The organism is Sphingobium sp. Cam5-1, assembly GCF_015693305.1.
Classification (GTDB): Bacteria; Pseudomonadota; Alphaproteobacteria; order Sphingomonadales; family Sphingomonadaceae; genus Sphingobium.
In genome coordinates this window covers 1,624,746-1,646,606 of sequence record NZ_CP065138.1, presented here as the reverse complement: position 1 = coordinate 1,646,606, position 21,861 = coordinate 1,624,746, and the positions used below count along the sequence as shown (strand labels likewise).

The window sequence follows — 21,861 nt, the reverse complement described above, 5'->3', positions numbered from 1 at the left end:
TCAGGGGATCAGCATTTTATTGGCGCAGAAGCGCAGAGGGGCTGCGGGTTGGGCGGTGCCGCGCGTTGAAAAGCGAGCGGGATCGGGGTTTGCCGCCGACGGGAGGCGCGTGGGTCGAAAAGTCTCGAATTCCTCTGCGATCTCTGCGCCTCTGCGCGAACAAAGATGGTTGCTCTCGCCATGCGGCGGCGCTCAATGCTCTAAGAACCCGCCCCCGGCCCGGAAAGCGCAACATCCATATCCGCCAGCGCCAGCCGCAACAGCTCCGCCATCGCAGATCGCGCCCCGTCCGCATCCCGCGAGGCAATCGCATCGAACACCGCACGATGATCCGCGAAAGGATCGCGCGGCGGCGACTTCTTCCGCTGCTTGAATGTCGTGGTCCAACTGACCGCCGCGCCCACCGAACTTGCCAGCGCAGCCAGAGCGTCATTTTGTGTCGCGGCAAGGATAGCGTGGTGAAAACGCTGGTCGGCCGCACGTCCCTCTTCGGACGAAAGGCCATGATCGCGCATGCTCATCAACGCCTGCTCCATCGCCGAAAGCTGTTCATCGGTGCGCCGCCGCGCCGCCAGCTCCGCCGCTGCCGGTTCGATTACGCCGCGCAGTTCAAACAGATCGCGGACAAAGGCCGGGTCGGCTTCTCCCGCGAACATCCAGGCCAGCATTTCCGGGTCCAGCACATTCCAGCGGCTGCGCGGCAGGACGCGCGTGCCCGCCTTGGGTCGGCTTTCCAGCATGCCCTTGGCCACCAGAATGCGCACCGCTTCCCGATAGGCGGTGCGGGATACGCCCAGTCGTTCGGCGGCCTCGATCTCGCCTTCGAAAATATCGCCGGGCTTGTGGACTCCCGCGACGATGGCGGTGCCCAGCTGCCGGGCGATGGCCTGATGGATGCGAAGCCCGCCTTCCTCATGTCCGAACTTGCGTTCGGCTGGACGCTGGTCTTCGCTCCCCAATGCCTTGCTCCTTTGGTCTAATCGTCGAACGCCGCCGTAGGGCAATGCTTGCCGCAAAGGAAGGCGTCAGCCACCAGTCGCAGCGGGCTGGTATCCGCATTGATCGCGCCTTGCCCCACCAGCTCGACGAACAGCCGGTACATATCGGGATACTCATGGTCGGGTGCCTGCACCATGACGTCCCCGTTCAGCGTCAGGCGGTTTCCGCCCTCTGACAGGATCAGCGCGCCATCGTCTGTCTCGACCGCGATGTCCCATGTCTGCGGGCCGGTCTGCCGCCAGTCGAACGCTGCATTGATCGGCGCGCCTGACGCGCTCGCCATCTTCAGGGCGGCGGCGATGGGGGCGTCCTTATTGGATGGAACTTCCAGGCTGGCGGACAGCATCGTCACCGGCTCCGGCATGATTTCGGTCAGGATCGACAGCGCATTGATGCCGGGGTCGAACACGCCAAAGCCGCCCGCTTCCCAAATCCACGGCTGGCCCGGATGCCAGTGCCGCACATCTTCGCGCCATTCGATCGAAACACGCGTGACCTTGCGCACGGCGAGCCATGCCTTTGCCTGCCCCACGGCGCCGGCATGGCGACTGTGCCAACTCGCATAGAGCGTCACGCCCTGCGCCTTCGCCAGAGCGATCAGCGCCTCGACCTCCGTCACCGTCGCGCCGGGGGGCTTTTCCAGAAACACATGCTTGCCCGCCAATATGGCCTTGCGCGCGGCCTCGTACCGCACCTGCGGCGGCTGGCACAGGATCACCGCATTCATGTCCGGCTCTCCCGCCAGCATCGCGTCGAGCGTAGGGTAATTGTTCACCCCGTCCGCCCGCGCGTTGCGGCTGGCGACCGCCACCAGATCGATGCCGCTTGTCTGTTCGATAGCGGGCAGATGCTGATCGCGGGCGATCTTGCCCAAGCCAACCAGTCCCGCCTTGATGATCCCGCTCATGGCGTCTCCTTAGCTCTTAATGATTGTCGCGCGGCAGGCCTTGAGTCTGCGCAATCCGCTGGAATTTCTCCGCACCCTCCAGGATCGCGCCCTTGTCCAGCTGCCCCACCAGCGCCCGCTGGATTTCCTGCCACGGCGTCTGCGAAGCGGGATAGGCATAACCCCCCTCTGCCCGCAGCGCCGCGCGCCGCGCCTCCAGCTCCTCGTCGGGAATAAGCACATTCACCTTCCGCGCCTCCAAATCCATCCGCACCCGGTCCCCGGTCTTCAGCAGCGCCAGCCCGCCCATCGCCGCAGCCTCCGGCGACGCGTTGAGGATCGAAGGGCTTCCCGAAGTCCCCGACTGTCGCCCATCGCCGATGCAGGGCAGGGCGGACACGCCTTCGGTGATGAGGTAAGCAGGCGGCCGCATGTTCACGACCTCCGCCGCGCCCGGATAGCCGATCGGCCCCGCGCCGCGCATGAACATCAACGTGTCTGGCGTGATGCCCACCGCCGGATCATCGATGCGCGCATGATAATCCTCCGGCCCGTCGAATACGACTGCTGGCCCCTCAAAGGCGTTGGGATCGGCAGGGTTGGACAAATAGCGCTGGCGAAATTCCTCACTGATGACGCTCGTCTTCATGATCGCCGCGTCGAACAGATTGCCCGATAGCACCAGAAACCCCGCCTCCTCCTTCAAAGGCTGCGCAAAGGGCCGGATGACATTCTCATCCTCGATCGCCACCCCTCGGCAATTCTCCCCCATCGTCCGCCCGTTGACAGTCATCGCGCCCTCGCGGATCAGGCCCTGCGCGATCAGCTGCCCCACCACCGCAGGCACGCCACCCGCGCGATAATAATCCTCGCCCAGATATTCGCCCGCAGGTTGCAGGTTCACCAGCAGCGGCACGCTATGCCCCACCGTCTCCCAATCCTTCAGCGGAAGTTCAACACCGACATGCCGCGCAATCGCCGCCAGATGGATCGGCGCATTGGTCGATCCCCCGATCGCCGAATTGACCACGATCGCGTTATGAAAGGCATCCAGCGTCAATATGTCGGACGGCTTCAAATCCTCCGCCACCATCTCCACGATCCGCTTGCCGGTACGCCACGCCGCTTCCTGCCGATCGCGATAGGGCGCGGGGATCGCCGCCGTTCCCGGCAACATCATCCCCAGCGCTTCGGCCAGCGAGTTCATCGTGGTCGCCGTGCCCATCGTGTTGCAATAGCCGGTCGAGGGCGCCGACGACGCCACCAGCTTGATGAAGCCCTCATCATCGATCTTACCCGCCGCCAGCAGCTGCCGCGCATGCCAGACGATCGTGCCCGACCCCGTCCGCTGCCCCTTGTACCAGCCGTTCAGCATCGGCCCGACAGAAAGCGCGATCGCAGGAATATTCACCGTCGCCGCCGCCATCAACAGCGCAGGCGTCGTCTTGTCGCACCCCGTCGTCAGAACCACGCCATCAATCGGATAGCCGTACAGCGCTTCGACCAGCCCCAGATAGGCAAGGTTGCGGTCCAGCCCCGCCGTCGGCCGTTTGCCCGTCTCCTGGATTGGATGCACCGGAAATTCCAGCGCGATCCCGCCCATCTCGCGAATGCCCTCGCGGATGCGCTCGGCCAGCACCAGATGATGGCGGTTGCAGGGCGACAGGTCGCTCCCCGTCTGCGCGATGCCGATGATCGGCTTGCCGCTGCGCAACTCTTCCAGGCTCAGGCCGAAATTCAGGTAACGCTCCACATAGAGCGCCGTCATGTCGATATTGTCGGGATTGTCGAACCAGGCGCGGCTGCGCAATTTCCGGTCGGGCTGAGACGAAGCGGCCATGAGGGTTCCTGAAAGACATGAGGTGCGCGACGCATTGACGCTATCGGCCGTTGCATATACTCATACAAATAAGCAGACAAGAACGGAAATGACGTGCGCATGAGCAGCTACGACGTCGTCGGCGACTGGGGCACCAGCCGCCTGCGCCTCTTCCGCATGGAGCAGGGGCAAGTCACCGCGCGCCGCGAAGGTCCCGGCATTGCCGAAGCGGGCGCGAACGCCGCGCAAGCCTTTGCCCAAACCATCGCGCCCTGGCTGGAAGACGGCACGCCCGGCAGTATCCGCCTGTGCGGCATGGCGGGCGCACGCGACGGCTGGGTGGAGGCGCCCTATGCCGACTGCCCCGCCACCGCGCAGCAATGGCGCACTGTTGCCGTCCGCTTCGAATGGCAAGGCACGCCCGTCACGATCCTCGCGGGCCTGGCCTGCACCGACAAGGACGGCATACCCGACGTCATGCGCGGCGAAGAAACGCAAATCTTCGGCGCGATGCATCGGAATCCTGACCTTGCGGAGGGCCGCCACCTCATCGTCCTGCCCGGCACCCACAATAAATGGTCGCTGGTGGAGGATGGCCGCATCGTCAGCTTCCGCACCGTGCCCACTGGCGAACTCTTCGCCCTGCTGCGCGATCACTCCACCCTCGGCCCCAAAGCCGCCCCCACCCAAGCCGCCGAAGAGGCGAAAGGTTTCGCCGAAGGTCTCGACGCGGCAGGGCAGGGCCGCCTCCTCACCAACCTCTTCGCCGCCCGCGCCAAGCGCCTGCGCGACGGACGTTCCCCGGATTGGACCGCTGGCTATCTCTCCGGCCTTCTCATCAGCTGCGAAATAACCGAAGTGCGCGCCATGCTCGGCGAAGTAGGCGGCATCACCCTCATCGGCGACCAGCGCCTTTGCGCCCGCTATGCAGAGGCGCTGGAGGCGCAGCGCCTCGCTTCCCGATCCTTAAGCGGCGACGATTGCGTCCTCGCTGGCCTCACCCTTCCGGAGAATGCCGCATGACCCTCGATTCCCTTCTTGCCGCCGGAGCACCCCCCATCGCCGCTATCCTCCGTGGCCTTCGCCCCGAAGAGGCGGTGGAGATCGGCGCGGCCCTGATCGACGCGGGCATCCGCATCATCGAAGTACCGCTGAACTCGCCCGAACCCTTCGAAAGCATCACCGCGCTCCAACAGGCGTTCGGCGCGACCGCGCTGATCGGCGGCGGCACCGTGCTGACGGTCGAGGCGGTGGACGACCTCCGCCGCACCGGCGGACGCATCATGGTGACGCCCAACACCGATCCAACCGTCATCGCCCGTGGCGCGCAATATGGCTTCGACATGCTGCCCGGCTTCATGACCCCCAGCGAAGGCTTCGCCGCCGTCCGCGCTGGCGCCCGCCGCCTGAAACTGTTCCCGGCCGCCAGCCTCGGCCCCGCCTATATAAAGGCCATCAAGGAAGTGCTGCCGCGCCAAGTCGGCCTCTGGGCAGTGGGCGGCACTGGCGCCGACACGATCGGCCAATGGCTCGGCGCAGGTTGCGAAGGCATCGGCGTCGGCGGCGCCCTATACCGCCCCGGCGACAATGCCTCGACGGTAGCGGAGCGCGCGAGGGCGTTGGTCGCGGCATGGCAAGCGCTGGGCTAACGTGCGCCACCCCTCCCACCACCGTTCGCCCTGAGCTTGTCGAAGGGCTCTACTTTCTTCATTTTAAAAAAAGTGGGCTTCGACAAGCTCAGCCCGAACGGGTTTAGGATGTAAAATTCTCCGTTCAATTGCGTCCAGCCCAGCTGAGCAAAGTCGAAGCCCATCCCCAATCCACTACCCCACCCGCTGCTCTTCCCGCCGGTCCAACACCTCACGCACCTTCCCCGCCAATTCCGCGTAAGTGAAAGGCTTGGTCAGCAACTCCACCCCCGGGTCCAGCCGCCCATGGTGGAAAATAGCATTGCGTGCATATCCGGTCGCGAACAGTATCTTAAGCTCCGGCCGCCTCGCCGCCGCTTCCCGCGCAACGTCCGCGCCTGTCATCCCACCGGGCAGCACCACATCTGTAAATAGCAGATCGACCGGCACCGGGGCCTGCTCCAACGCATCCAGCGCCGCCGCGCCGTTGCTGGCTTCGATCACCCGGTAGCCTAGCTCGTTCAGCACCTCGACAGCATAGGCGCGGACTTTATCGTCATCCTCGCACACCAGAACCGTCTCATCGCCCCCGCTCACGACCGGGCGCGGCGCCTCCTCCAACTGATCATTGGCTGGAACAAGGCCATGGAAACGGGGGAGGTAAATCTTGACGCTCGTCCCTTCGCCGACCTCCGAATAAACCCGGATATGGCCGCCGGATTGCTTGATGAAACCATAGACCATGGACAGCCCAAGCCCGGTGCCCCGGCCCACCTCCTTGGTGGTGAAGAACGGCTCGATCGCATGGCTCAATGTCTCCGCATCCATGCCCTGTCCCGTATCCGACAGGCTGATCAGCACATATTGGCCGGGCTGCACATCCTCTTCCTGCGCTGCGTAACGGTCATCGATATGTGTATTGGCGACCTCGATGGTCAGCTTGCCGCCCTCGGGCATCGCATCGCGCGCATTGACCGCCAGGTTCAACAGCGCATTTTCCATCTGATTAAGATCGACTTCGATCGGCCAGGCCCGTGCAGCCTGAATCGTCTCAACCTCAATCCGCTCGCCCAATGTGCGGATCAGCAACTCCGACATGCGGCTCACCAGCCGATTGGGGTCCACGCGCTCGGGCGCCAAAGGCTGGCGGCGGGAAAAGGCGAGCAACCGCTGCGTCAGCATCGCCGCACGTTCCGCGCCCGCCATCGCATTATCCGCCGCGCGCCGCATCCGCTCATTATCTTTGAGGCCGCGCTGGAGCAGTTCAAGATTGCCCGTCACGACCTGTAGCAGATTGTTGAAGTCATGGGCCACGCCGCCGGTCAACTGGCCCAGCGTCTCCATCTTCTGCGCCTGCCGCAACGCAGCCTCCGCCTCGGCCAGCGCGCGGGCATGGGCGCGCTGTTCGGTGACATCGCGCGCCACGCAATAAATCAGCCCATTGTCGGGCACCGCCGTCCAGCTGAAGTTACGATAATCGCCGTCCTTTGTTCGGAACCTGTTTTCAAAGCGTCGCGTGGGAATGCCTTGCTGGAGCATATCAACCTCGTTCCGGACGTGCGCGACATCATCGGGATGCTCCATCCACTCCGACGTGCGGCCGATCAGTTCCTCCTGGCTCCATCCCAATATGTCCGTCCATGCAGGGCTGGCCGACAGCCACACGCCGTCCATGTCGGCGATCAGAAAAGGGTCGCGGGCCAGCGTCCATAATCGGTTGCGATCCGCCAGCATCTCTCGCTCGGTTCGGACGCGCTGCGTTGTCTCACTGACGATGCACAGCGCCCCGCCGATCGACCCGTCCGCTTCGAACACGGGGGAATAGCTGATGTCGAAATAGACTTCCTCGCCCCGGCCGCCGTCCCGCTCGATGTAAAAGGGGCGGTCCTTGGCATGCACCGTCTCACCCTTTTCCAGTACCGACAGCAGCAGAGGCTCCAGATCGTCCCATAGTTCGGCCCAATTCTCCCGCGCCGGACGGCCCAGTGCCCCCGGATGCTTGTCGCCAATCGTCGGCGCATAGGCTTCATTATAGAGCGCGCAGAGTTGCGGCCCCCAAAACAGCACGATCTCCGCCTTGGAAGACAGCATCAGCCGTACGGTTGAAATCAGCGCAGGCGACCATTGGCCGACAGGCCCCAGAGGGGACCCGTCGCCGATGCGCGCCGTCAGACCCCCGATCGGACCTTGTGCAGCGATCATTCCGGCAATGTCGGTCGCCGGGGCGCTCATCGATTATCCTCTGTTAAGAAGTGCATAGACGGGATACGCCTGTCCGTTGATTTGTATCCGCTCGTTACGGATCGTTGCGACCTTTTGTCCTATGGGCGCCCTCTTGCAACAATCCGGGCATCGGCGCATGGATCGGCGCCATGACTGAACTTGCCCTTCGCCCGGCCATGGATGTTTCCCGTCCCGTCGCGATCGCCCGCTGGCTACTCACGGTGGCAGCGCTCGTTTTCTGCATGGTGGTGGTGGGCGGCATTACCCGGCTTACCGAATCGGGCCTGTCGATAACGCAGTGGAAACCGATCACCGGCGCCATTCCGCCGCTGACCCATGATCAGTGGATGGACGCGTTCCGCCTCTATCAGCAGATCCCCGAATATCAGCAATTGCGGCAGGGCATGACCCTGTCCGATTTCCAATTCATCTTCTTCTGGGAATGGGTGCACCGGCTGCTTGGACGATTGATAGGCCTGGCTTTTGCCCTGCCGCTCCTGTGGTTCGCCTTTCGCCGCACTATCCCGTACGGCTATGGCTGGCGTCTCGTCGCTTTGCTGGCGCTCGGCGGACTTCAGGGTGCGATTGGTTGGTGGATGGTGACTTCTGGCCTCTCCGTGCGCACCGACGTCAGCCATTACCGGCTTGCGGTTCATCTGCTGACCGCGCTCTTCATCATGGGTGGCCTCATCTGGACCGCGCTTGATCTGTTTGGCCTCGCGCGGAACCCTGCCGCCCGTCCGGCCGCGCTCAGGCCCTTTGCGCTGGTCGCCCTGCTGGTGCTGCTGGTCCAGCTGATGTTCGGCGCTTTCACCGCCGGGCTCGACGCCGGTTATGTCTCGAACACATGGCCGCTCATGAACGACCATCTCGTGCCTGAGGGGATTTCGTGGCTGGGATCGCTTTGGGCGACCTTGTCCAGCGACCCTTATCTCGTCCATTTCATCCATCGCTGGTGGGCATGGGTTGCCGCCGCGATGTTGATCCTGCTTGCGCGTAGGGCAAAGCGGGCGGGACGGCGCGGTCCCTCGATCGCCATCAATGCCGCCGTCGGCACGCAGATCGCGCTGGGCATCGCCACCGTCGTCAGTGGCATCGCCTTGCCACTAGCGGTGCTGCATCAGGCGGTCGGCGCCCTCGTTGTCGCTTCCGCCGCCTGGGGCGCGCATGCGGTCGGGTCGCGTCGGGCGTGAGCGGCGTCGCGCTCGTCTACACGCTCTTCGGCTCGGCGGAGGCCGCCGACCGCGTCGCGCGCCAGCTTATCGGGGAAGGGCTGGCCGCCTGCGCCAACATGCTCGGGGCTGCGACGTCGCTCTATGAATGGAACGGCGTGCTGGAAAGCGCGGCGGAGTTTCCGGTGTTGTTCAAGACCACGCTCTCACGCCGCGACGCGCTGATGGCGCGCATCGCGGAACTTCACGACTATGAAGTGCCCGCGATCCTCGCATTGCCGGTGGAAAGCGCGAACTTAAGCTATGCAAAATGGGTCGCTGAACAGATCGCAAAATGACGGGTATTATTTTACCCGTCAGGAAACCCGCCGAATCTCTTGACTTCTCGAACCTCGCCGGTCATTAGCGCCCATCTTTGATCGCCCTCAAAACGCGTTCAATTCACTATTTCATTCTGGAGATTGGCACCATGAAGGCGCTGATGAAGACCACAAAGCCGGCAACCCCGGCAACGGTCGAAAAGAAGTGGATCCTGATCGACGCGGAAGGTCTCGTCGTCGGCCGCCTCGCCTCGACCGTCGCGAACATCCTTCGCGGCAAGCACAAGACCAGCTTCACGCCCCACGTCGATTGCGGTGACAATGTCATCATCATCAACGCTGGCAAGGTGAAGTTCACCGGCCGCAAGCTGACCGACAAGGTCTACTACAAGCACACCGGCTATGCTGGTGGCATCAAGGAAACCACGCCTGCCAAGATCCTGGAAGGCCGTTTCCCCGAGCGCGTCCTGGAAAAGGCTGTTGAGCGCATGATCCCCCGTGGTCCGCTCGGCCGTCAGCAGATGCGGAACCTGCGCATCTTCGCCGGTGCTGAACATCCGCACGAAGCGCAGAACCCCGAAGTGCTCGATTTCGCATCGCGCAACCGCAAGAACAAGGTGGGTGCATAATGTCCGATAACCGCCAGTCCCTGTCCGACCTCGCGTCGCTGACCGCCAACGCTCCCGCGCCCGCCGCTGGTGAGGCCGTCGCTGCCGACGCGCCGATCGCTCCTGTTCAGCCCTCGGCTCCGCTGCGCGCCCAGGAAATCGACAGCCTCGGCCGCGCTTATGCGACCGGCCGCCGTAAGGATGCCGTCGCCCGCGTCTGGGTGAAGCCCGGCACCGGCAAGATCACGGTCAACGGCCGCGATCAGGAAGTATATTTCGCTCGCCCGACCCTGCGTCTGGTGATCAACCAGCCCTTCGGCATCACTGAGCGCGAAGGCCAGTATGACGTGATTGCCACCGTCAAGGGCGGCGGTCTCTCGGGCCAGGCTGGTGCGGTCAAGCACGGCATTGCCCAGGCTCTGTCGAAGTATGAACCGGCGCTTCGTAGCGCGGTCAAGGCCGAAGGCTTCCTGACCCGCGACAGCCGTACCGTCGAGCGTAAGAAGTACGGTCGCGCCAAGGCTCGCCGCAGCTTCCAGTTCTCGAAGCGCTAAGCGTCAGCTACCAATATTTTGGAAGGGGCCGGTTTTCCGGCCCCTTTTTTTTCTGCAACCGTTGCGCAATCGTACCGGCGGCAACTTTCGGTCACTCCAGGTTGTTGACCCATCGTAGCTTTCGACAGGAGGACGTTATGGGTGAAATGACTGACAAGGTTAAAGCGGCAGGCAATAAGATTGCCGGAGCGGCCAAGGAGGCCGTGGGCCGAAACCAGAACGATGCAGATCTGATTGCAGAAGGAAAGGCGCAGAAGGCTAAGGGCACTGCTCAGGACGTCAAAGGATCCGTTAAGGGAGCGTTGGGGGACAAGATCTGAGCCAACCCAACCCGATATAATTTAAGAGAGGCCTCGCCAACTGGTGGGGCCTTTCGCTTATCGGTTAGTCCTTAAGTCCGCTTGTTGAGGCATGTTCTTCCGTTTTGCTCAGATAGGCCCGCACATCTCGCCGCAACTCTCCCGCGCAGAGATAAAGCGCAATAACGTTGGGAATCGCCATCAGGAAGAAGCTGCTATCGACGATGTCCACAACCCGGCCTAGGTCGATCGCGGCCGCAGGGGGCAGCGCGACGATATAGAGGATCTTGTAGCTCCACTGCGCCTTTGGCCCATGACCGAACAGATATCCCCAAGCCTGAAGGCCGTAAAAGCCCCACGCGACAAGCGTGGAATAGGCGAACAGCACAACGACGATCGCTAGCAGCCATGGAAACCACGGTGATACCTGCGAGAAGGCGGCGGACGTGATGGCGATGCCTTCCAGTCCTGATGTCCAAGTGCCCGCGACCACCAGCGCCAGACCACCCACCGAACAGACGATCATTGTGCCGAGCAGCGGTTCGAGCAGGGCCACCAGGCCTTCGGAAACCGGATGGCGCACTCGTGCCAGGCTGTGCGCCATGACCGCGGAGCCTACACCGGCCTCGCTCGCAAAGACCGCTCGCCTCATTCCCGAGACAAAGGCCCCGACGGCGCCTCCCATGGCCGCGCTGCCATTCCAGGCGCCGTGCCATATCTGGGCCAATGCGCCGGGTATCGCTGGCGCATGGATGATGAGAACGGCAGCGACACCAATGAGATAGACGGCCACCTTGAGTGGGGTGAGCCGTTTCGCGACCTCGCCAAGCCATGCCGCGCCGCCCAGTGTCACCAACGCCACGGCGGCGGCCAGAAGCACGCCATAGGCCCAGCCGTTAGAGAGACCGGTCACGACCTTCACCTGCGCGAAGCTCTGATTAACCTGCACCATCGGGATCGCGCCAAATAGGGCGAAGAAGGCGTAAAGGCCGCCAAGCGTAAGTCCCAGACGGGGCCAGCCTCGGGCCGCACCTATGGCTTTGAGCACATACATGGGGCCACCATGCACATGGCCGCGCTGATCAAATGTCCGGTATTTGAGGCCGAGCGTCACTTCGGCCATCTTCACGGTCATTGCGAACCAGCCGATCACGAACATCCACAAGATCGCTCCCGGCCCGCCCATGGTCAACGCAACCGCGACCCCGGCGATGTTGCCAAGGCCGATCGTTCCGGCGAGCGCTGTGGTCAAAGCGCCCCACTGACTGACGTCGCCCTTGGCCTCGCCCGCGCTTGGCTGGGTCCGCAATATCCGTAGTGCCCGTCCCACGGCGCGGACATTGGGAAAGCCTAGCCAGATGGTGAAAAACAACATCGGGATCGCAAGATAGAGGACGATCAGTTCGATCCGGGCACCCATGACGGGCACCTTGAAGAAGACCGCACTTGAAAGCGCGTCCACCGCTGCATTGAAACCGTCCATCTGCTATGGGATGACTGCTGGCCAGTGGAAAGTCGAACAAAGATTGCTATGGACGACGGCAACTTAGGTCGCGTTGCAGGACAGAATCATGAGCAGGCGTTATTTCGGCACCGACGGGATCAGGGGCCGTACGAACCAATGGCCGATGACCGCAGAACTCGCGATGAAGGTCGGCATGGCCGCCGGAAAGCATTTTCAGCGGGGGAGCCATAGGCATCGGGTTGTGATCGGCAAGGACACGCGCCTGTCCGGCTACATGGTCGAAAACGCGCTGGTCGCGGGCTTCACTGCGGTGGGGATGGACGTTGTTCAGTTCGGACCGATTCCAACGCCTGCCGTGGCGCTGCTTGCTCATTCCATGCGGGCAGATTTGGGCGTCATGATTTCGGCCAGTCACAATCCCTATGCCGACAACGGGATCAAGCTGTTCGGACCCGATGGTTACAAGCTTTCCGACGAAGACGAGCTGAAGATTGAAGCGATGCTGGAGCAGGATATTCCGCTTGCAGCATCATCGGAAATCGGACGTGCGCGCCGGGTCGAGGATGCTCGGGGCCGCTACATCCATGCGGTCAAATCCAGCTTTCCCGCCGACCTTCGCCTCGACGGGCTGAAGATCGTCGTCGATTGCGCGAACGGCGCCGCTTATCAGGTCGCGCCCTCGGCTCTTTGGGAATTGGGCGCTGAGGTGATCGCGATTGGCGTGACGCCAAATGGCATCAATATCAACGATGGTTGCGGATCTACTTCTCCGCTTCTGTGCCAGGAAACAGTCGTGTCGTCCGGTGCGGATATTGGGATCGCTCTTGACGGCGATGCCGACCGGCTGATCGTCGTGGATGAGAAGGGCCAGATAGTTGATGGCGATCAGATCATGGCGCTGATCGCCAGCAATTTCGCCCGCGATGGATTGCTGCGGGGGGGCGGACTGGTTGCGACGGTTATGTCCAACCTCGGCTTGGAGCGCTTTTTGGCTACGCAGGGCATCAATCTCGAGCGCACAAAGGTTGGTGACCGCTATGTGCTGGAGCGGATGCGTGAGGGTGGCTTCAATGTCGGCGGTGAACAGTCGGGTCACATGATCCTGTCCGACTATGCGACGACCGGCGATGGGACCGTGGCGGCGCTTCAGGTGCTTGCTGCGCTTGTCCGCGCGCGCAAGCCCGCCAGCGAAGTGCTGCATCAGTTCGATCCCGTGCCGCAACTGCTCAAGAACGTCCGTTTTTCCGGTGGCAGGCCGCTGGAGCATGAGGAGGTTAAGCGGGTGATTGCGCAGGCGCAAAGTGAACTCAATGGCTGCGGCCGATTGGTAATTCGTCCGTCCGGCACGGAGCCTGTAATCCGTGTCATGGCCGAGGGCGATCGGGAAGATCAGGTGAAGGATGTCGTCGAGCGAATCTGTGACGCAGTGGCGCGGGTGGCAGCCTGATGCTCGACATGCGTCCTGATTGCGAGCGCTGCGGCGTGGATCTGCCAGCTGCGGAGCCGGGAGCGTTCATCTGCTCATTCGAATGCACCTTTTGCGCTGCCTGTGCCGAGGCGCTTGATGATCGTTGCCCTAATTGCGGCGGGGAACTCATGGACCGGCCGACGCGCACGGGCGAAGCGCTCGCGCGCCATCCCGCCTCTACCGAGCGTCACTACAAGGCATGAAACCCGCGCGCATTTTGATCATCGCCGGGTCGGACAGTGGCGGGGGGGCTGGCGTGCAGGCGGACATCCGTACAGTTACGCTGCTGGGCGGGCACGCGATGACGGCGATCACGGCGATCACTGCTCAGAATACGCTGGGGGTGCAGGGCGTGCATGCGGTGCCCACCGATATGGTGTTGCGGCAGATGGACAGCGTCATCAGCGATATCGGCGTGGATGCGGTGAAGATCGGGATGATCGGTTCGGCTGAAACTGCGCAGGCCGTTGCTGATCGACTGGCCGAATTGGTCGATGTTCCGATCATATTCGATCCGGTGATGGTCGCTACCAGTGGATCGGTGCTGGCGGATGAGGCGACGATTGCGGCGTTTGAGCGGCTGATGGCGCTGGCGACTTTGGTGACGCCGAATATTCCGGAGCTGGAGGCGCTGGGGGGCGAGGAGATTGCGATCCGTTTCGGTACGCATGTGCTGGCGAAGGGTGGGCATGGCGAGGGGGCAATGCTGACCGATCGGCTGATTGGACCGCAAGGGTTGGTGAAGTCATGGAGCAATGCGCGAATTGAAACGATTCATACGCATGGGACCGGGTGTACCTTGGCCAGTGCTATTGCTGCTCGGTTGGGGCAGGGCTCTAATCTGATAGAAGCTATTGAATTTGCTCGTAAATATGTCCGGGAAGCGTTGATGTTGGCGCCGGGGCTGGGGCAGGGTCATGGGCCTATGGGGGCGCCGTTGGGGTTTCACCAGCATGCCTGATTTTGCGCATGAGCGGTTGCATCATCCGGGCCTGGTCGCGGGCGTGGACGAAGCGGGCAGGGGGCCGCTTGCGGGGCCGGTGGTGGCCGCTGCCGTCATCCTGCGCCAGGAGGATTGCCCGGATGGCCTTAACGACAGCAAGCAGCTGACCGCCGCGCGGCGCGCTGTGCTGGAGGTCGAGATCAAGGCGCGGGCGTTGTGCTGGGGGATTGGGGTCGCGTCGGTCGAGGAGATTGACGAGATCAACATCCTGTGGGCGACGATGTTGGCGATGACGCGGGCGGTGGAGGCGCTGGCGCATGATTGTGCGCATGTGCTGGTGGACGGCAATCGTTGCCCGAAATGGCGGTGGGCATCAACGGCCGTGGTGGAGGGCGACGCCAAATGCCTGTCGATCGCCGCTGCGTCGATATTGGCCAAGGAAGCGCGCGACCGCATGATGGTGGAGGCGGCCGTGGTGCACCCCCATTATGGCTGGGAAAGCAATAAGGGCTATGGCAGCCCGATGCATCTGGCGGCGTTGCGGGAACATGGTCCGACGCCGCTGCACCGCCGCAGCTTTGCCCCGGTGGCTCAGTTGGTGCTGTTGTAGGACTTCGGCCGAATGGCCGCCGGATAGGCCGACTTTGGCCATTCGAGGGTAAACCCGGCGGCGGCTGGTTTCTGCCGTGACAAGATCAATCCTTGGGAGCGGGCTTTCGGGCTTGACCCGGGGTCTCGCTGCCTCGGCAGTATCGGATAAGAAGCGGGACCCCGGAGCAAGTCCGGGTGACGATCACTCAAACTGATCATGCTCTAACCTGTGCCACCGGGGGATTAAGAAACGCGAGTGGGAGGCCGCTTGTTGGCTGGCGTTTCCGTGCATTATGACTAAGAAAGACTTAATGCGCGTGATGCCGTTCCTGCTGGCGCTGGTCGCCCTAGCTTCTCTTTCGCCGATGCGTGAAGCTGCTGCTGAGGCCGCGATTCCCGATGGTGAGGTGGTGCGGCCGGGCGGCTATCGTTGGTTGGAGGAAGGGCCGTTCGATGGGCCGGTTTACCTGATCATCAGCCTTCAGCGGCAGATGATGCATGTCTATAGCGGCGACCGGCTGGTGGGCGTGGCGAGCGTATCGACGGGCACGGCGGGGCATCGGACGCCGACCGGCGAGTTTACGATCCTGCAAAAGCGGGAATGGCATCGCTCGAACCTCTACAGCAATGCGCCCATGCCGTTCATGCAAAGGCTGACATGGGATGGGGTGGCGCTGCATGCGGGGCATAACCCGGGCTATCCGGCGAGCCATGGCTGCATAAGGCTGCCTACCGCCTTTGCCCGGACATTGTTTGGGATGACGCAGCTTGGGACGCTGGTTCGGGTGAATGCGGATGAGTTGGGGCCTGCGTTGATGCTGGACCGGCTGGTGCTGGATGATCCGGGGACGGCGGTGGTGACTTTCACGCCCGGTGCCAGGCCGCCGGTGGTGGAGCAGGCGAAGGTTGAATTGGCGGCCAGGGATGTACCGGTGCTGGCGATTGATCCGAGTGTGTTTCGGCCAAGGTTGCGGCGGTGGTAGGTTGGTGTGGTGGTTACGGGACGGCTTCGCGCTGATAGCAGCCCATTGCAGCTTTCCGGGTTGATTGCTGAAGAGAAGGAAGGGGCTTCGACAAGCTCAGCCCGAACGGGGGTGGGTTGTTGGCCCGAGGCTCAGGGCGACCGGGTTAAGAGTGCTTGCGATCCTTAGAGGCTGATCTTTTTACACGGAAGCATCGCATTAAGGCTGATTTTCCGTCACCCCGGGCTTGACCCGGGGTCCCGCTGCATCGGCAGGGTCAAGAAGCGGGACCCCTCTGAGTTCACAAACGAAGTGCAACACCTCAGACAGGTGTTGCCATGTCGAACTACCGCCAGTTATCGATCGAGGAGCGATGTTCGATTGCCCGGCTTCGCGAAGCCGGGCAATCGATCCGGCAAATCGCTGCAACTCTGGATCGCCAGCCGTCGACCGTCGCGCGCGAGTTGAAGCGCAATGCCGGTGCGAAGGTCGGCTATCAGCCAGCCTACGCGCAAGCCCAAGCAGAGGCGCGACGCTGGGCCGGCACCAGGCTCGAGCGCGAGGATGCCTTGCGCGAGGCCATACTCGACCGCCTCGCACAGGGGTGGTCGCCCGAGCAGGTTGCCGGACGCCTTACCCTTGAGGCTGGGCGCAAGATCATCAGCCACGAGACGATCTATCGCTTCGTCTATGCGCAGCTCAAACGCACCAACGACCGGCGCTGGCGCTTTTACCTGCCCCGCGCCAAGTACAAGCGCGGCTGGCGCACCAAGGGCGGATGGCCGCGCTATGCCGACCGTCCTTCGATTCACGGCCGCCACCAAAGCATCGCAACCCGCGAGCAGGCAGGCCACTGGGAAGCCGACGCCATGCTCTTCTCAACTGCTGGTCAGGCTGTCCTCGTCGCTCACGAAAGGCACTCGCGGCTCACCTTCGCCGTCCCGCAAGGCAGTCTGAAGGCCGATCCCGTCGCAGCCGCCCTCGTCCGGATGCTCGCACCCATGCCCGCAGAACTGCGAAAATCGATCACCTTCGACAATGGCACAGAGTTCAATCGCCATCAGCACATCGCCAGCCAACTCGGCCTCGACGCCTACTTCTGCGATCCTCGCGCACCATGGCAGAAAGGCGGCGTCGAAAACGCCATCGGCCGCCTCCGCCGCAACCTCCCCCGCAAAACCAATCTCGCAGCCTTGCCCCACACAGCCATCGACGCCATCATCGCAAACTACAACAACACACCCCGAAAATGCCTCGGCTTCAAAACTCCAGCCGAAACCTTCATCCCGTTGCACTTCCAATGTGAATCCACACCCGGATCAAGTCCGGGGTGACATCACTCAAACATGATCATGCTTCAGACCGCACTAAGTCCTGCGTCGGCTAGGCCGCGCCATAGGTGCAGGGCTTGCACGCTTTCCTTCACATCATGGACGCGGACCATCTGCGCGCCGGATTGCGCGGCGCGGAAGGCGAGGGCGATGGAGCCGCCGAGGCGGTCGGGGCGGGGGCTTCGTTGGAGAGGGCGCCGATCAATCGCTTGCGGCTTCCGGCGAAGAGCAGGGGTACGCCGAGGCCCTGAAAGGTGGCGAGGCCGTTGACCAGCGCGAGATTGTCGGCGAGCGATTTGCCGAAGCCGAGGCCCGGATCGATCATGATCCGGTCGCGAGCGATGCCTGCCGCCACGCAGGCTTCGATGCGGGATTCGAGCATGTCGAACACGTCGGCGACGACATCGCCATAGCCGCCGGGATTGTCGTGCGGGTCATCGCCGGATGATGGTGCATGCATCAGGATGACGGGGCAGGTAGCGCGCGCGGCGACCTCCATCGCGCGGGGATCGTGGGCGAGGGCGCTGACGTCGTTGATGACCTTTGCGCCTGCTGCGAGAGCCGCTTCCATTACCGCCGCCTTGCGGGTGTCGATGGACACCGGGACGCCTGCGGCGGCCAGCTTTTCGATGACGGGGACGACGCGGGCGATTTCGTCGCCTTCCCAGACCTTGGGCGCTTTGGGGCGCGTGGATTCTCCACCTATGTCAATGAGGGCGGCGCCTGCGGCCGCCATGGCAAAGCCTGCGTCGGCTGCGGCTTGCGGGTCGTCCATATGCTTGCCGCCATCGGAGAAGCTGTCGGGCGTGACGTTGAGGATCGCCATGACTTGCGGCGCGTCGAAGCGGATGGTGCGGTCACCTAGGGCGAGTGGCTGCCGTTGGGCGGAGATGTTTGTGGCGAGGCGTTGTGCTCGTTCGGCGAGCGCGTCGGGGAGGGTGGCGATGGTTTGCGCGAACTGGGCGACCGGGATGGTGGTCCGGGTCAGGCGTTGGGAGCCTTGGAGGGCGGTTAGCTCATAGGCCTGGAACCAGAGGAGGCCGTTGGCCATGCGTGCGGCGGACCCATCGGGCAGGCCGATGGGGGAGGGGACGAACCATGTGGGCTTTAGGTAAAGCCGGGCGTCCTGGGGGAGAGTGGAAAGGGTCATATTTTCCCGGTCATTCTGAACCTGTCGAAGGGTCTTTTCTATTAAAGAAAGGAAAGGGCTTCGACAGGCTCAGCCCGAACGGAGATTAATTTGAATTTTGAGGTCTGATTATCTCATGGCTCGTTTGCCAGCAGGTACGTCTGGCGCAGCGTGTCGATGGGCTTGAGGGCGCCGTCGACTTCATGGTGCCAGAAGGTCCAGCCATTGCAGCTGGGCGCATTTTGCAGGGTTGCGCCCATTTTGTGGATCGAACCCGTGTCTGTGCCGACGCTGAGCGAGCCGTCCGCGCGCACGGTGGCCTGCCAGCGGCGCTTGGCGTCGGTCAGGATAGCGCCGGGCTGAAGGTAGCCGGTTTCGACCAGCGTGCCGAAGGCGACCTTGGGCTGGCTCTTGGCGCTTTGCATGATGGTGAGGGCGGATTCGTCCAGCGGCAGGGCGGCTTCGATGCGCTCCATCGCGACTTCGATATAGCTGTCTTCGCGTTCGATGCCGATCCATTTGCGGCCGAGACGCTTGGCGACCGCGCCGGTGGTGCCGGTGCCGAAGAAGGGATCGAGCACGACGTCGCCGGGCTTGGTGCAGGCCAGAAGCACGCGATAGAGCAGGGCTTCGGGCTTTTGCGTCGGGTGCGCCTTTGTCCCGTTGCGCTTCAGCCGTTCTTGCCCGCCGCAGATTGGCAGCACCCAGTCGGAGCGCATTTGCAGCTCGTCATTGAGTGTCTTCATCGCCTTGTAGTTGAACGTATATTTGGCGTCCTCACCCTGGCTGGCCCAGATCAGCGTTTCATGCGCGTTGGTGAAGCGGGTGCCCTTGAAATTGGGCATGGGGTTGGACTTGCGCCAGATGATGTCGTTGAGAATCCAGAAGCCTTCGTCCTGAAGGGCGGTGCCGACGCGGAAGATGTTGTGGTAGCTGCCGATGACCCAGATACTGCCATTGGGCTTCAGGATACGGCGGGCCTGCGCCAGCCATGCCTTGGTAAAGCGGTCATAGCTGCTGAGCGTGTCGAATTTATCCCAGTCATTGTCGACGGCATCCACCCGGCCGCCTTCGGGACGGAACAGGTCGCCGCCTAGCTGAAGATTATAGGGCGGATCAGCGAAGATCATGTCGATGCAAGCGTCGGGCAGCTTTGCCATTTCGACGATGCAGTCGCCGCGCAGCAGGCAGTTTGCCGGGACGTTGACCGCCTCTTTTTCAATCGGCGCAACCGCCCTTTTACGCCGCGGTGCGACGCGTTCCATGACACCCATTATGTGACCCCCATATGTTTCGAGGACCAGCGTTGAGTCGTCGAGAGTCCGGCGTCAAGATCAACGGCTTAGCCGTAGAGCCTCAGACAAAAGTTAACAGCGTGAGAACGAAGGAGGTAGACACGACATGTTGAGTCCGGATTTAACCAAGGGACTCAATATCAGGTGGTGTGACTCAAAAGACTCAGCTGCTGGACCCCGCCAACTTTTTTTGGTTAACGTCGCTTCGACCCCTCAAAAACGGTCTTCGCTTGATCTATTCATAATCATTTGGTTATGACTTCGCAATGAACGATACACTTTCAGGCGGCGACCGCTCGGCGGCATGTGATGAACTTTTCAAGGCGCTTTCTGACGGGACGCGGCGGGCTCTGCTGGAATATCTGGTGAAGGAGGGGGAGCAGAGCGTCCATGCTCTGACGGCCGTATCTGAGGTGTCGCAACCGATGGTGTCGCGGCATCTGGGGAAGCTGAGGCGTGCGCGTCTGGTGACGGCTCGCCGGGCGGGGCGCGAGACCTATTATGCGGCGCGGGTGAAGGGCCTGGCTCCGGTCGTGCAATGGATGGCGATTTACGGGGCGCTGTGGTCGCAACGCTTTACCGCTTTGGAAGAATTGAGCGAGCCTGCCTGACGGGGCTGCGCGCCATAATTCCCCTTGCATTGCTGGCCTAAATGGTGATCGAAGGCGGTGTCCATGTGGCGGGATGGACCGCTCCGATGGGGTGCGGCATGGTGACGGGAAAAGAGACGTGGAGAAGATTGCAGGCCGCCTTGGCAGAATAGAGGGGCGCGCACGCTTTGTCAGAGAGTCGCCCGATGTCAGGCGTCAGGCGCTGATCGAAGCGACGGCGCAGTGTCTTGCGGAGAAGGGCGTAGCCGCGACTTCCGTCCGGGCCATCTGCGCGCGGGCGGGCGTGTCGGCAGGGTTGCTGACGCATTATTTCGATGGTGTCGATGCCCTGATCCTCGCCACCTACCGCGATGTTGGCAAGAAGGTGGCGGCGGCGCTGGAACAGGCCGTGGCAGAGGCGGGGCCAGATCCGCTTGACCGGCTGTGGGCTTATATAAGGGCGAATTTGCAGCCGCCGGTGCTGGATCCCAATTTGCTGGCGACGTGGATTTCCTTTTGGAGCCTGGTGAAGACCAGTCCCGAGATCGCCGCGACGCATGCGGAAACCTATGGCGGATCGCGCGAGCGGTTGGAGGTGTTGCTGCGCGAGGCGGCGCCGCAGATACCGCGTCCGGCTGCGCGGATCGCGGCTATCGGGTTGACCGCCATGCTGGATGGGCTGTGGCTGGAGCTTTGTCTGGATTCCTCGACTTTCACTATCGATGAGGCGCTGGAGATGGCCAGGGAAGCCATGACTTATGTCATCCAGAAGCCAAGGGACGAGACCGTCGATCAATGATGTGGCTGGTGATCGCTTTTCTCAATAACAGGTGTGAATAAAAGCAATTTCCCCTTGGGTAGCGACCTCCCTACATAGGCCGGGCAACAGCAACCCTAAGAAGGAACTGGAAAGCCCATGGCTCTCATCAACACCAGCATCAAGCCGTTCAAAGCCACCGCGTTCAAGGAAGGCAAGTTTGTCGACGTCACTGACGCGGACGTGAAGGGCAAGTGGGCGATTTTCTTCTTCTACCCCGCTGACTTCACTTTCGTGTGTCCGACCGAGCTGGAAGACCTGGCCGGCATCTACCCGACGCTGCAGTCGCTGAACGTCGAAGTCTATTCGGTTTCGACCGACACGCATTTCAGCCACAAGGCATGGCACGACACATCTCCGGCGATCAGCAAGATCAACTATTATATGCTGGGCGATCAGTCGGGCCAGATCACCAACAATTTCGACGTGATGCGTCCGGGCGTGGGTCTTGCTGACCGCGCGACCTTCCTGGTAGATCCCGAAGGCGTGATCCAGTTCATGGAAATCACTTCGGAAGGCGTCGGCCGCAACGCGACCGAACTGCTCCGCAAGGTCAAGGCTGCGCAATATGTCGCCGCTCACCCCGGTGAAGTGTGCCCGGCTAAGTGGGAAGAGGGTGAAGAAACCCTGGCCCCGTCGCTTGACCTCGTCGGCAAGATCTAAGCAAAACCTGACCTTTCGCCGGGCCGGGTCGAGCAACTCCCCGGCCCGGCGGGGGTTTCACCTGACAATTTGACCGCTGACATGCCGGGCCTTCGGGTC

At 62.5% G+C, this 21,861-nt stretch carries 22 protein-coding genes and 1 pseudogene; 16 read left to right on the top strand and 7 right to left on the bottom strand.

All coding sequences use genetic code 11. The features are described from left to right. Positions 1–200: 200 nt before the first annotated feature. The 3 genes from IZV00_RS08295 to IZV00_RS08285 are packed head-to-tail and all read right to left on the bottom strand — an operon-like array spanning position 201 to position 3,725. A complete protein-coding gene (locus IZV00_RS08295) occupies positions 201–959 on the bottom strand; it encodes a FadR/GntR family transcriptional regulator (protein WP_196224224.1) in 759 nt (252 codons plus the stop codon). A gap of 17 nt (positions 960–976) precedes the next feature. Next, a complete protein-coding gene (locus IZV00_RS08290) occupies positions 977–1,906 on the bottom strand; it encodes a Gfo/Idh/MocA family protein (protein WP_196224223.1) in 930 nt (309 codons plus the stop codon). Positions 1,907–1,922: 16 nt separating this feature from the next. Further along, on the bottom strand, positions 1,923–3,725 hold the full coding sequence (locus tag IZV00_RS08285) for an IlvD/Edd family dehydratase (RefSeq protein ID WP_196224222.1): 1,803 nt from the start codon (positions 3,723–3,725) through the stop codon (positions 1,923–1,925). A gap of 99 nt (positions 3,726–3,824) precedes the next feature. Here IZV00_RS08285 and IZV00_RS08280 point away from each other — a divergent pair, with 99 nt between their 5' ends. Next, on the top strand, positions 3,825–4,727 hold the full coding sequence (locus IZV00_RS08280; RefSeq protein ID WP_196224221.1) for a 2-dehydro-3-deoxygalactonokinase: 903 nt from the start codon (positions 3,825–3,827) through the stop codon (positions 4,725–4,727). Beyond that, positions 4,724–5,353: a 2-dehydro-3-deoxy-6-phosphogalactonate aldolase gene (locus IZV00_RS08275; protein WP_196224220.1), complete on the top strand. Its 630-nt coding sequence runs from the start codon at positions 4,724–4,726 to the stop codon at positions 5,351–5,353. The genes IZV00_RS08280 and IZV00_RS08275 overlap by 4 nt, the downstream gene beginning before the upstream one ends. A gap of 174 nt (positions 5,354–5,527) precedes the next feature. On the opposite strand, the gene IZV00_RS08270 is transcribed toward IZV00_RS08275, so the two are convergent. Beyond that, a complete protein-coding gene (locus IZV00_RS08270) occupies positions 5,528–7,564 on the bottom strand; it encodes a hybrid sensor histidine kinase/response regulator (RefSeq protein WP_230463139.1) in 2,037 nt (678 codons plus the stop codon). Positions 7,565–7,704: 140 nt separating this feature from the next. Between IZV00_RS08270 and IZV00_RS08265 the strand changes: the two genes are divergently transcribed. The 5 genes from IZV00_RS08265 (at position 7,705) to IZV00_RS08245 (ending at position 10,529) form a co-directional block, all read left to right on the top strand. Then, on the top strand, positions 7,705–8,748 hold the full coding sequence (locus tag IZV00_RS08265; RefSeq protein ID WP_196224219.1) for a COX15/CtaA family protein: 1,044 nt from the start codon (positions 7,705–7,707) through the stop codon (positions 8,746–8,748). Next, on the top strand, positions 8,745–9,065 hold the full coding sequence (gene cutA, locus IZV00_RS08260; protein ID WP_196224218.1) for a divalent-cation tolerance protein CutA: 321 nt from the start codon (positions 8,745–8,747) through the stop codon (positions 9,063–9,065). Before IZV00_RS08265 ends, cutA begins: the two co-directional genes overlap by 4 nt. 131 nt (positions 9,066–9,196) lie before the next feature. Continuing rightward, positions 9,197–9,676: a 50S ribosomal protein L13 gene (rplM, locus tag IZV00_RS08255; protein ID WP_097092068.1), complete on the top strand. Its 480-nt coding sequence runs from the start codon at positions 9,197–9,199 to the stop codon at positions 9,674–9,676. Beyond that, on the top strand, positions 9,676–10,209 hold the full coding sequence (gene rpsI / locus IZV00_RS08250; RefSeq protein ID WP_196224217.1) for a 30S ribosomal protein S9: 534 nt from the start codon (positions 9,676–9,678) through the stop codon (positions 10,207–10,209). The genes rplM and rpsI overlap by 1 nt, the downstream gene beginning before the upstream one ends. A 137-nt stretch (positions 10,210–10,346) precedes the next feature. Then, the gene (locus IZV00_RS08245) at positions 10,347–10,529 is read left to right on the top strand and encodes a CsbD family protein (protein ID WP_196224216.1); all 183 of its coding nucleotides are present in this window, start codon (positions 10,347–10,349) and stop codon (positions 10,527–10,529) included. Positions 10,530–10,593: 64 nt separating this feature from the next. On the opposite strand, the gene IZV00_RS08240 is transcribed toward IZV00_RS08245, so the two are convergent. Continuing rightward, a complete protein-coding gene (locus IZV00_RS08240; protein WP_196224215.1) occupies positions 10,594–11,991 on the bottom strand; it encodes an alanine/glycine:cation symporter family protein in 1,398 nt (465 codons plus the stop codon). 88 nt (positions 11,992–12,079) lie between these two features. Between IZV00_RS08240 and glmM the strand changes: the two genes are divergently transcribed. The 6 genes from glmM (at position 12,080) to IZV00_RS08210 (ending at position 17,271) form a co-directional block, all read left to right on the top strand. Further along, complete coding sequence (gene glmM, locus IZV00_RS08235; RefSeq protein ID WP_196224214.1) at positions 12,080–13,420, top strand: phosphoglucosamine mutase; 1,341 nt, start codon at positions 12,080–12,082, stop codon at positions 13,418–13,420. Then, a complete protein-coding gene (locus IZV00_RS08230; RefSeq protein WP_196224213.1) occupies positions 13,420–13,644 on the top strand; it encodes a DUF1272 domain-containing protein in 225 nt (74 codons plus the stop codon). The genes glmM and IZV00_RS08230 overlap by 1 nt, the downstream gene beginning before the upstream one ends. Continuing rightward, positions 13,641–14,402, top strand: coding sequence for a bifunctional hydroxymethylpyrimidine kinase/phosphomethylpyrimidine kinase (gene thiD, locus IZV00_RS08225; RefSeq protein ID WP_196224212.1), 762 nt, complete (start codon positions 13,641–13,643; stop codon positions 14,400–14,402). Before IZV00_RS08230 ends, thiD begins: the two co-directional genes overlap by 4 nt. Further along, on the top strand, positions 14,395–14,994 hold the full coding sequence (locus tag IZV00_RS08220) for a ribonuclease HII (RefSeq protein WP_196224211.1): 600 nt from the start codon (positions 14,395–14,397) through the stop codon (positions 14,992–14,994). Before thiD ends, IZV00_RS08220 begins: the two co-directional genes overlap by 8 nt. Positions 14,995–15,340: 346 nt before the next feature. Next, on the top strand, positions 15,341–15,958 hold the full coding sequence (locus IZV00_RS08215; RefSeq protein ID WP_230463354.1) for a L,D-transpeptidase family protein: 618 nt from the start codon (positions 15,341–15,343) through the stop codon (positions 15,956–15,958). Between the two features lie 317 nt (positions 15,959–16,275). Beyond that, positions 16,276–17,271 (top strand): IS30 family transposase, encoded by a 996-nt coding sequence (locus IZV00_RS08210; protein WP_196224209.1) that lies wholly within the window; start codon positions 16,276–16,278, stop codon positions 17,269–17,271. Between the two features lie 23 nt (positions 17,272–17,294). Here IZV00_RS08210 and folP read toward each other — a convergent pair. Further along, positions 17,295–18,418, bottom strand: a pseudogene (folP, locus tag IZV00_RS08205) (dihydropteroate synthase). A gap of 113 nt (positions 18,419–18,531) precedes the next feature. Then, positions 18,532–19,671, bottom strand: coding sequence for a site-specific DNA-methyltransferase (locus IZV00_RS08200; RefSeq protein WP_329604452.1), 1,140 nt, complete (start codon positions 19,669–19,671; stop codon positions 18,532–18,534). A gap of 287 nt (positions 19,672–19,958) precedes the next feature. On the opposite strand from IZV00_RS08200, the gene IZV00_RS08195 reads away from it, so the two are divergent. The 3 genes from IZV00_RS08195 (at position 19,959) to ahpC (ending at position 21,762) form a co-directional block, all read left to right on the top strand. Beyond that, on the top strand, positions 19,959–20,303 hold the full coding sequence (locus tag IZV00_RS08195) for an ArsR/SmtB family transcription factor (protein ID WP_196224208.1): 345 nt from the start codon (positions 19,959–19,961) through the stop codon (positions 20,301–20,303). Positions 20,304–20,376: 73 nt separating this feature from the next. Further along, the gene (betI, locus tag IZV00_RS08190) at positions 20,377–21,081 is read left to right on the top strand and encodes a transcriptional regulator BetI (protein ID WP_196224207.1); all 705 of its coding nucleotides are present in this window, start codon (positions 20,377–20,379) and stop codon (positions 21,079–21,081) included. A gap of 117 nt (positions 21,082–21,198) precedes the next feature. Further along, positions 21,199–21,762: an alkyl hydroperoxide reductase subunit C gene (gene ahpC / locus IZV00_RS08185; RefSeq protein ID WP_196224206.1), complete on the top strand. Its 564-nt coding sequence runs from the start codon at positions 21,199–21,201 to the stop codon at positions 21,760–21,762. Positions 21,763–21,861 lie beyond the last annotated feature (99 nt).

Bases quoted from the DNA above. Each gene is read 5' to 3' on its own strand.
- IZV00_RS08290 (WP_196224223.1), bottom strand. From the start codon at position 1,906: ATGAGCGGGATCATCAAGGCGGGACTGGTTGGCTTGGGCAAGATCGCC.
- IZV00_RS08285 (WP_196224222.1), bottom strand. From the start codon at position 3,725: ATGGCCGCTTCGTCTCAGCCCGACCGGAAATTGCGCAGCCGCGCCTGG.
- IZV00_RS08280 (WP_196224221.1), top strand. From the start codon at position 3,825: ATGAGCAGCTACGACGTCGTCGGCGACTGGGGCACCAGCCGCCTGCGC.
- IZV00_RS08275 (WP_196224220.1), top strand. From the start codon at position 4,724: ATGACCCTCGATTCCCTTCTTGCCGCCGGAGCACCCCCCATCGCCGCT.
- IZV00_RS08270 (WP_230463139.1), bottom strand. From the start codon at position 7,564: ATGAGCGCCCCGGCGACCGACATTGCCGGAATGATCGCTGCACAAGGT.
- IZV00_RS08265 (WP_196224219.1), top strand. From the start codon at position 7,705: ATGACTGAACTTGCCCTTCGCCCGGCCATGGATGTTTCCCGTCCCGTC.
- rplM (WP_097092068.1), top strand. From the start codon at position 9,197: ATGAAGGCGCTGATGAAGACCACAAAGCCGGCAACCCCGGCAACGGTC.
- rpsI (WP_196224217.1), top strand. From the start codon at position 9,676: ATGTCCGATAACCGCCAGTCCCTGTCCGACCTCGCGTCGCTGACCGCC.
- IZV00_RS08245 (WP_196224216.1), top strand. From the start codon at position 10,347: ATGGGTGAAATGACTGACAAGGTTAAAGCGGCAGGCAATAAGATTGCC.
- IZV00_RS08240 (WP_196224215.1), bottom strand. From the start codon at position 11,991: ATGGACGGTTTCAATGCAGCGGTGGACGCGCTTTCAAGTGCGGTCTTC.
- glmM (WP_196224214.1), top strand. From the start codon at position 12,080: ATGAGCAGGCGTTATTTCGGCACCGACGGGATCAGGGGCCGTACGAAC.
- IZV00_RS08230 (WP_196224213.1), top strand. From the start codon at position 13,420: ATGCTCGACATGCGTCCTGATTGCGAGCGCTGCGGCGTGGATCTGCCA.
- thiD (WP_196224212.1), top strand. From the start codon at position 13,641: ATGAAACCCGCGCGCATTTTGATCATCGCCGGGTCGGACAGTGGCGGG.
- IZV00_RS08220 (WP_196224211.1), top strand. From the start codon at position 14,395: ATGCCTGATTTTGCGCATGAGCGGTTGCATCATCCGGGCCTGGTCGCG.
- IZV00_RS08215 (WP_230463354.1), top strand. From the start codon at position 15,341: ATGCGTGAAGCTGCTGCTGAGGCCGCGATTCCCGATGGTGAGGTGGTG.
- IZV00_RS08210 (WP_196224209.1), top strand. From the start codon at position 16,276: ATGTCGAACTACCGCCAGTTATCGATCGAGGAGCGATGTTCGATTGCC.
- IZV00_RS08200 (WP_329604452.1), bottom strand. From the start codon at position 19,671: ATGGGTGTCATGGAACGCGTCGCACCGCGGCGTAAAAGGGCGGTTGCG.
- IZV00_RS08195 (WP_196224208.1), top strand. From the start codon at position 19,959: ATGAACGATACACTTTCAGGCGGCGACCGCTCGGCGGCATGTGATGAA.
- betI (WP_196224207.1), top strand. From the start codon at position 20,377: ATGGACCGCTCCGATGGGGTGCGGCATGGTGACGGGAAAAGAGACGTG.
- ahpC (WP_196224206.1), top strand. From the start codon at position 21,199: ATGGCTCTCATCAACACCAGCATCAAGCCGTTCAAAGCCACCGCGTTC.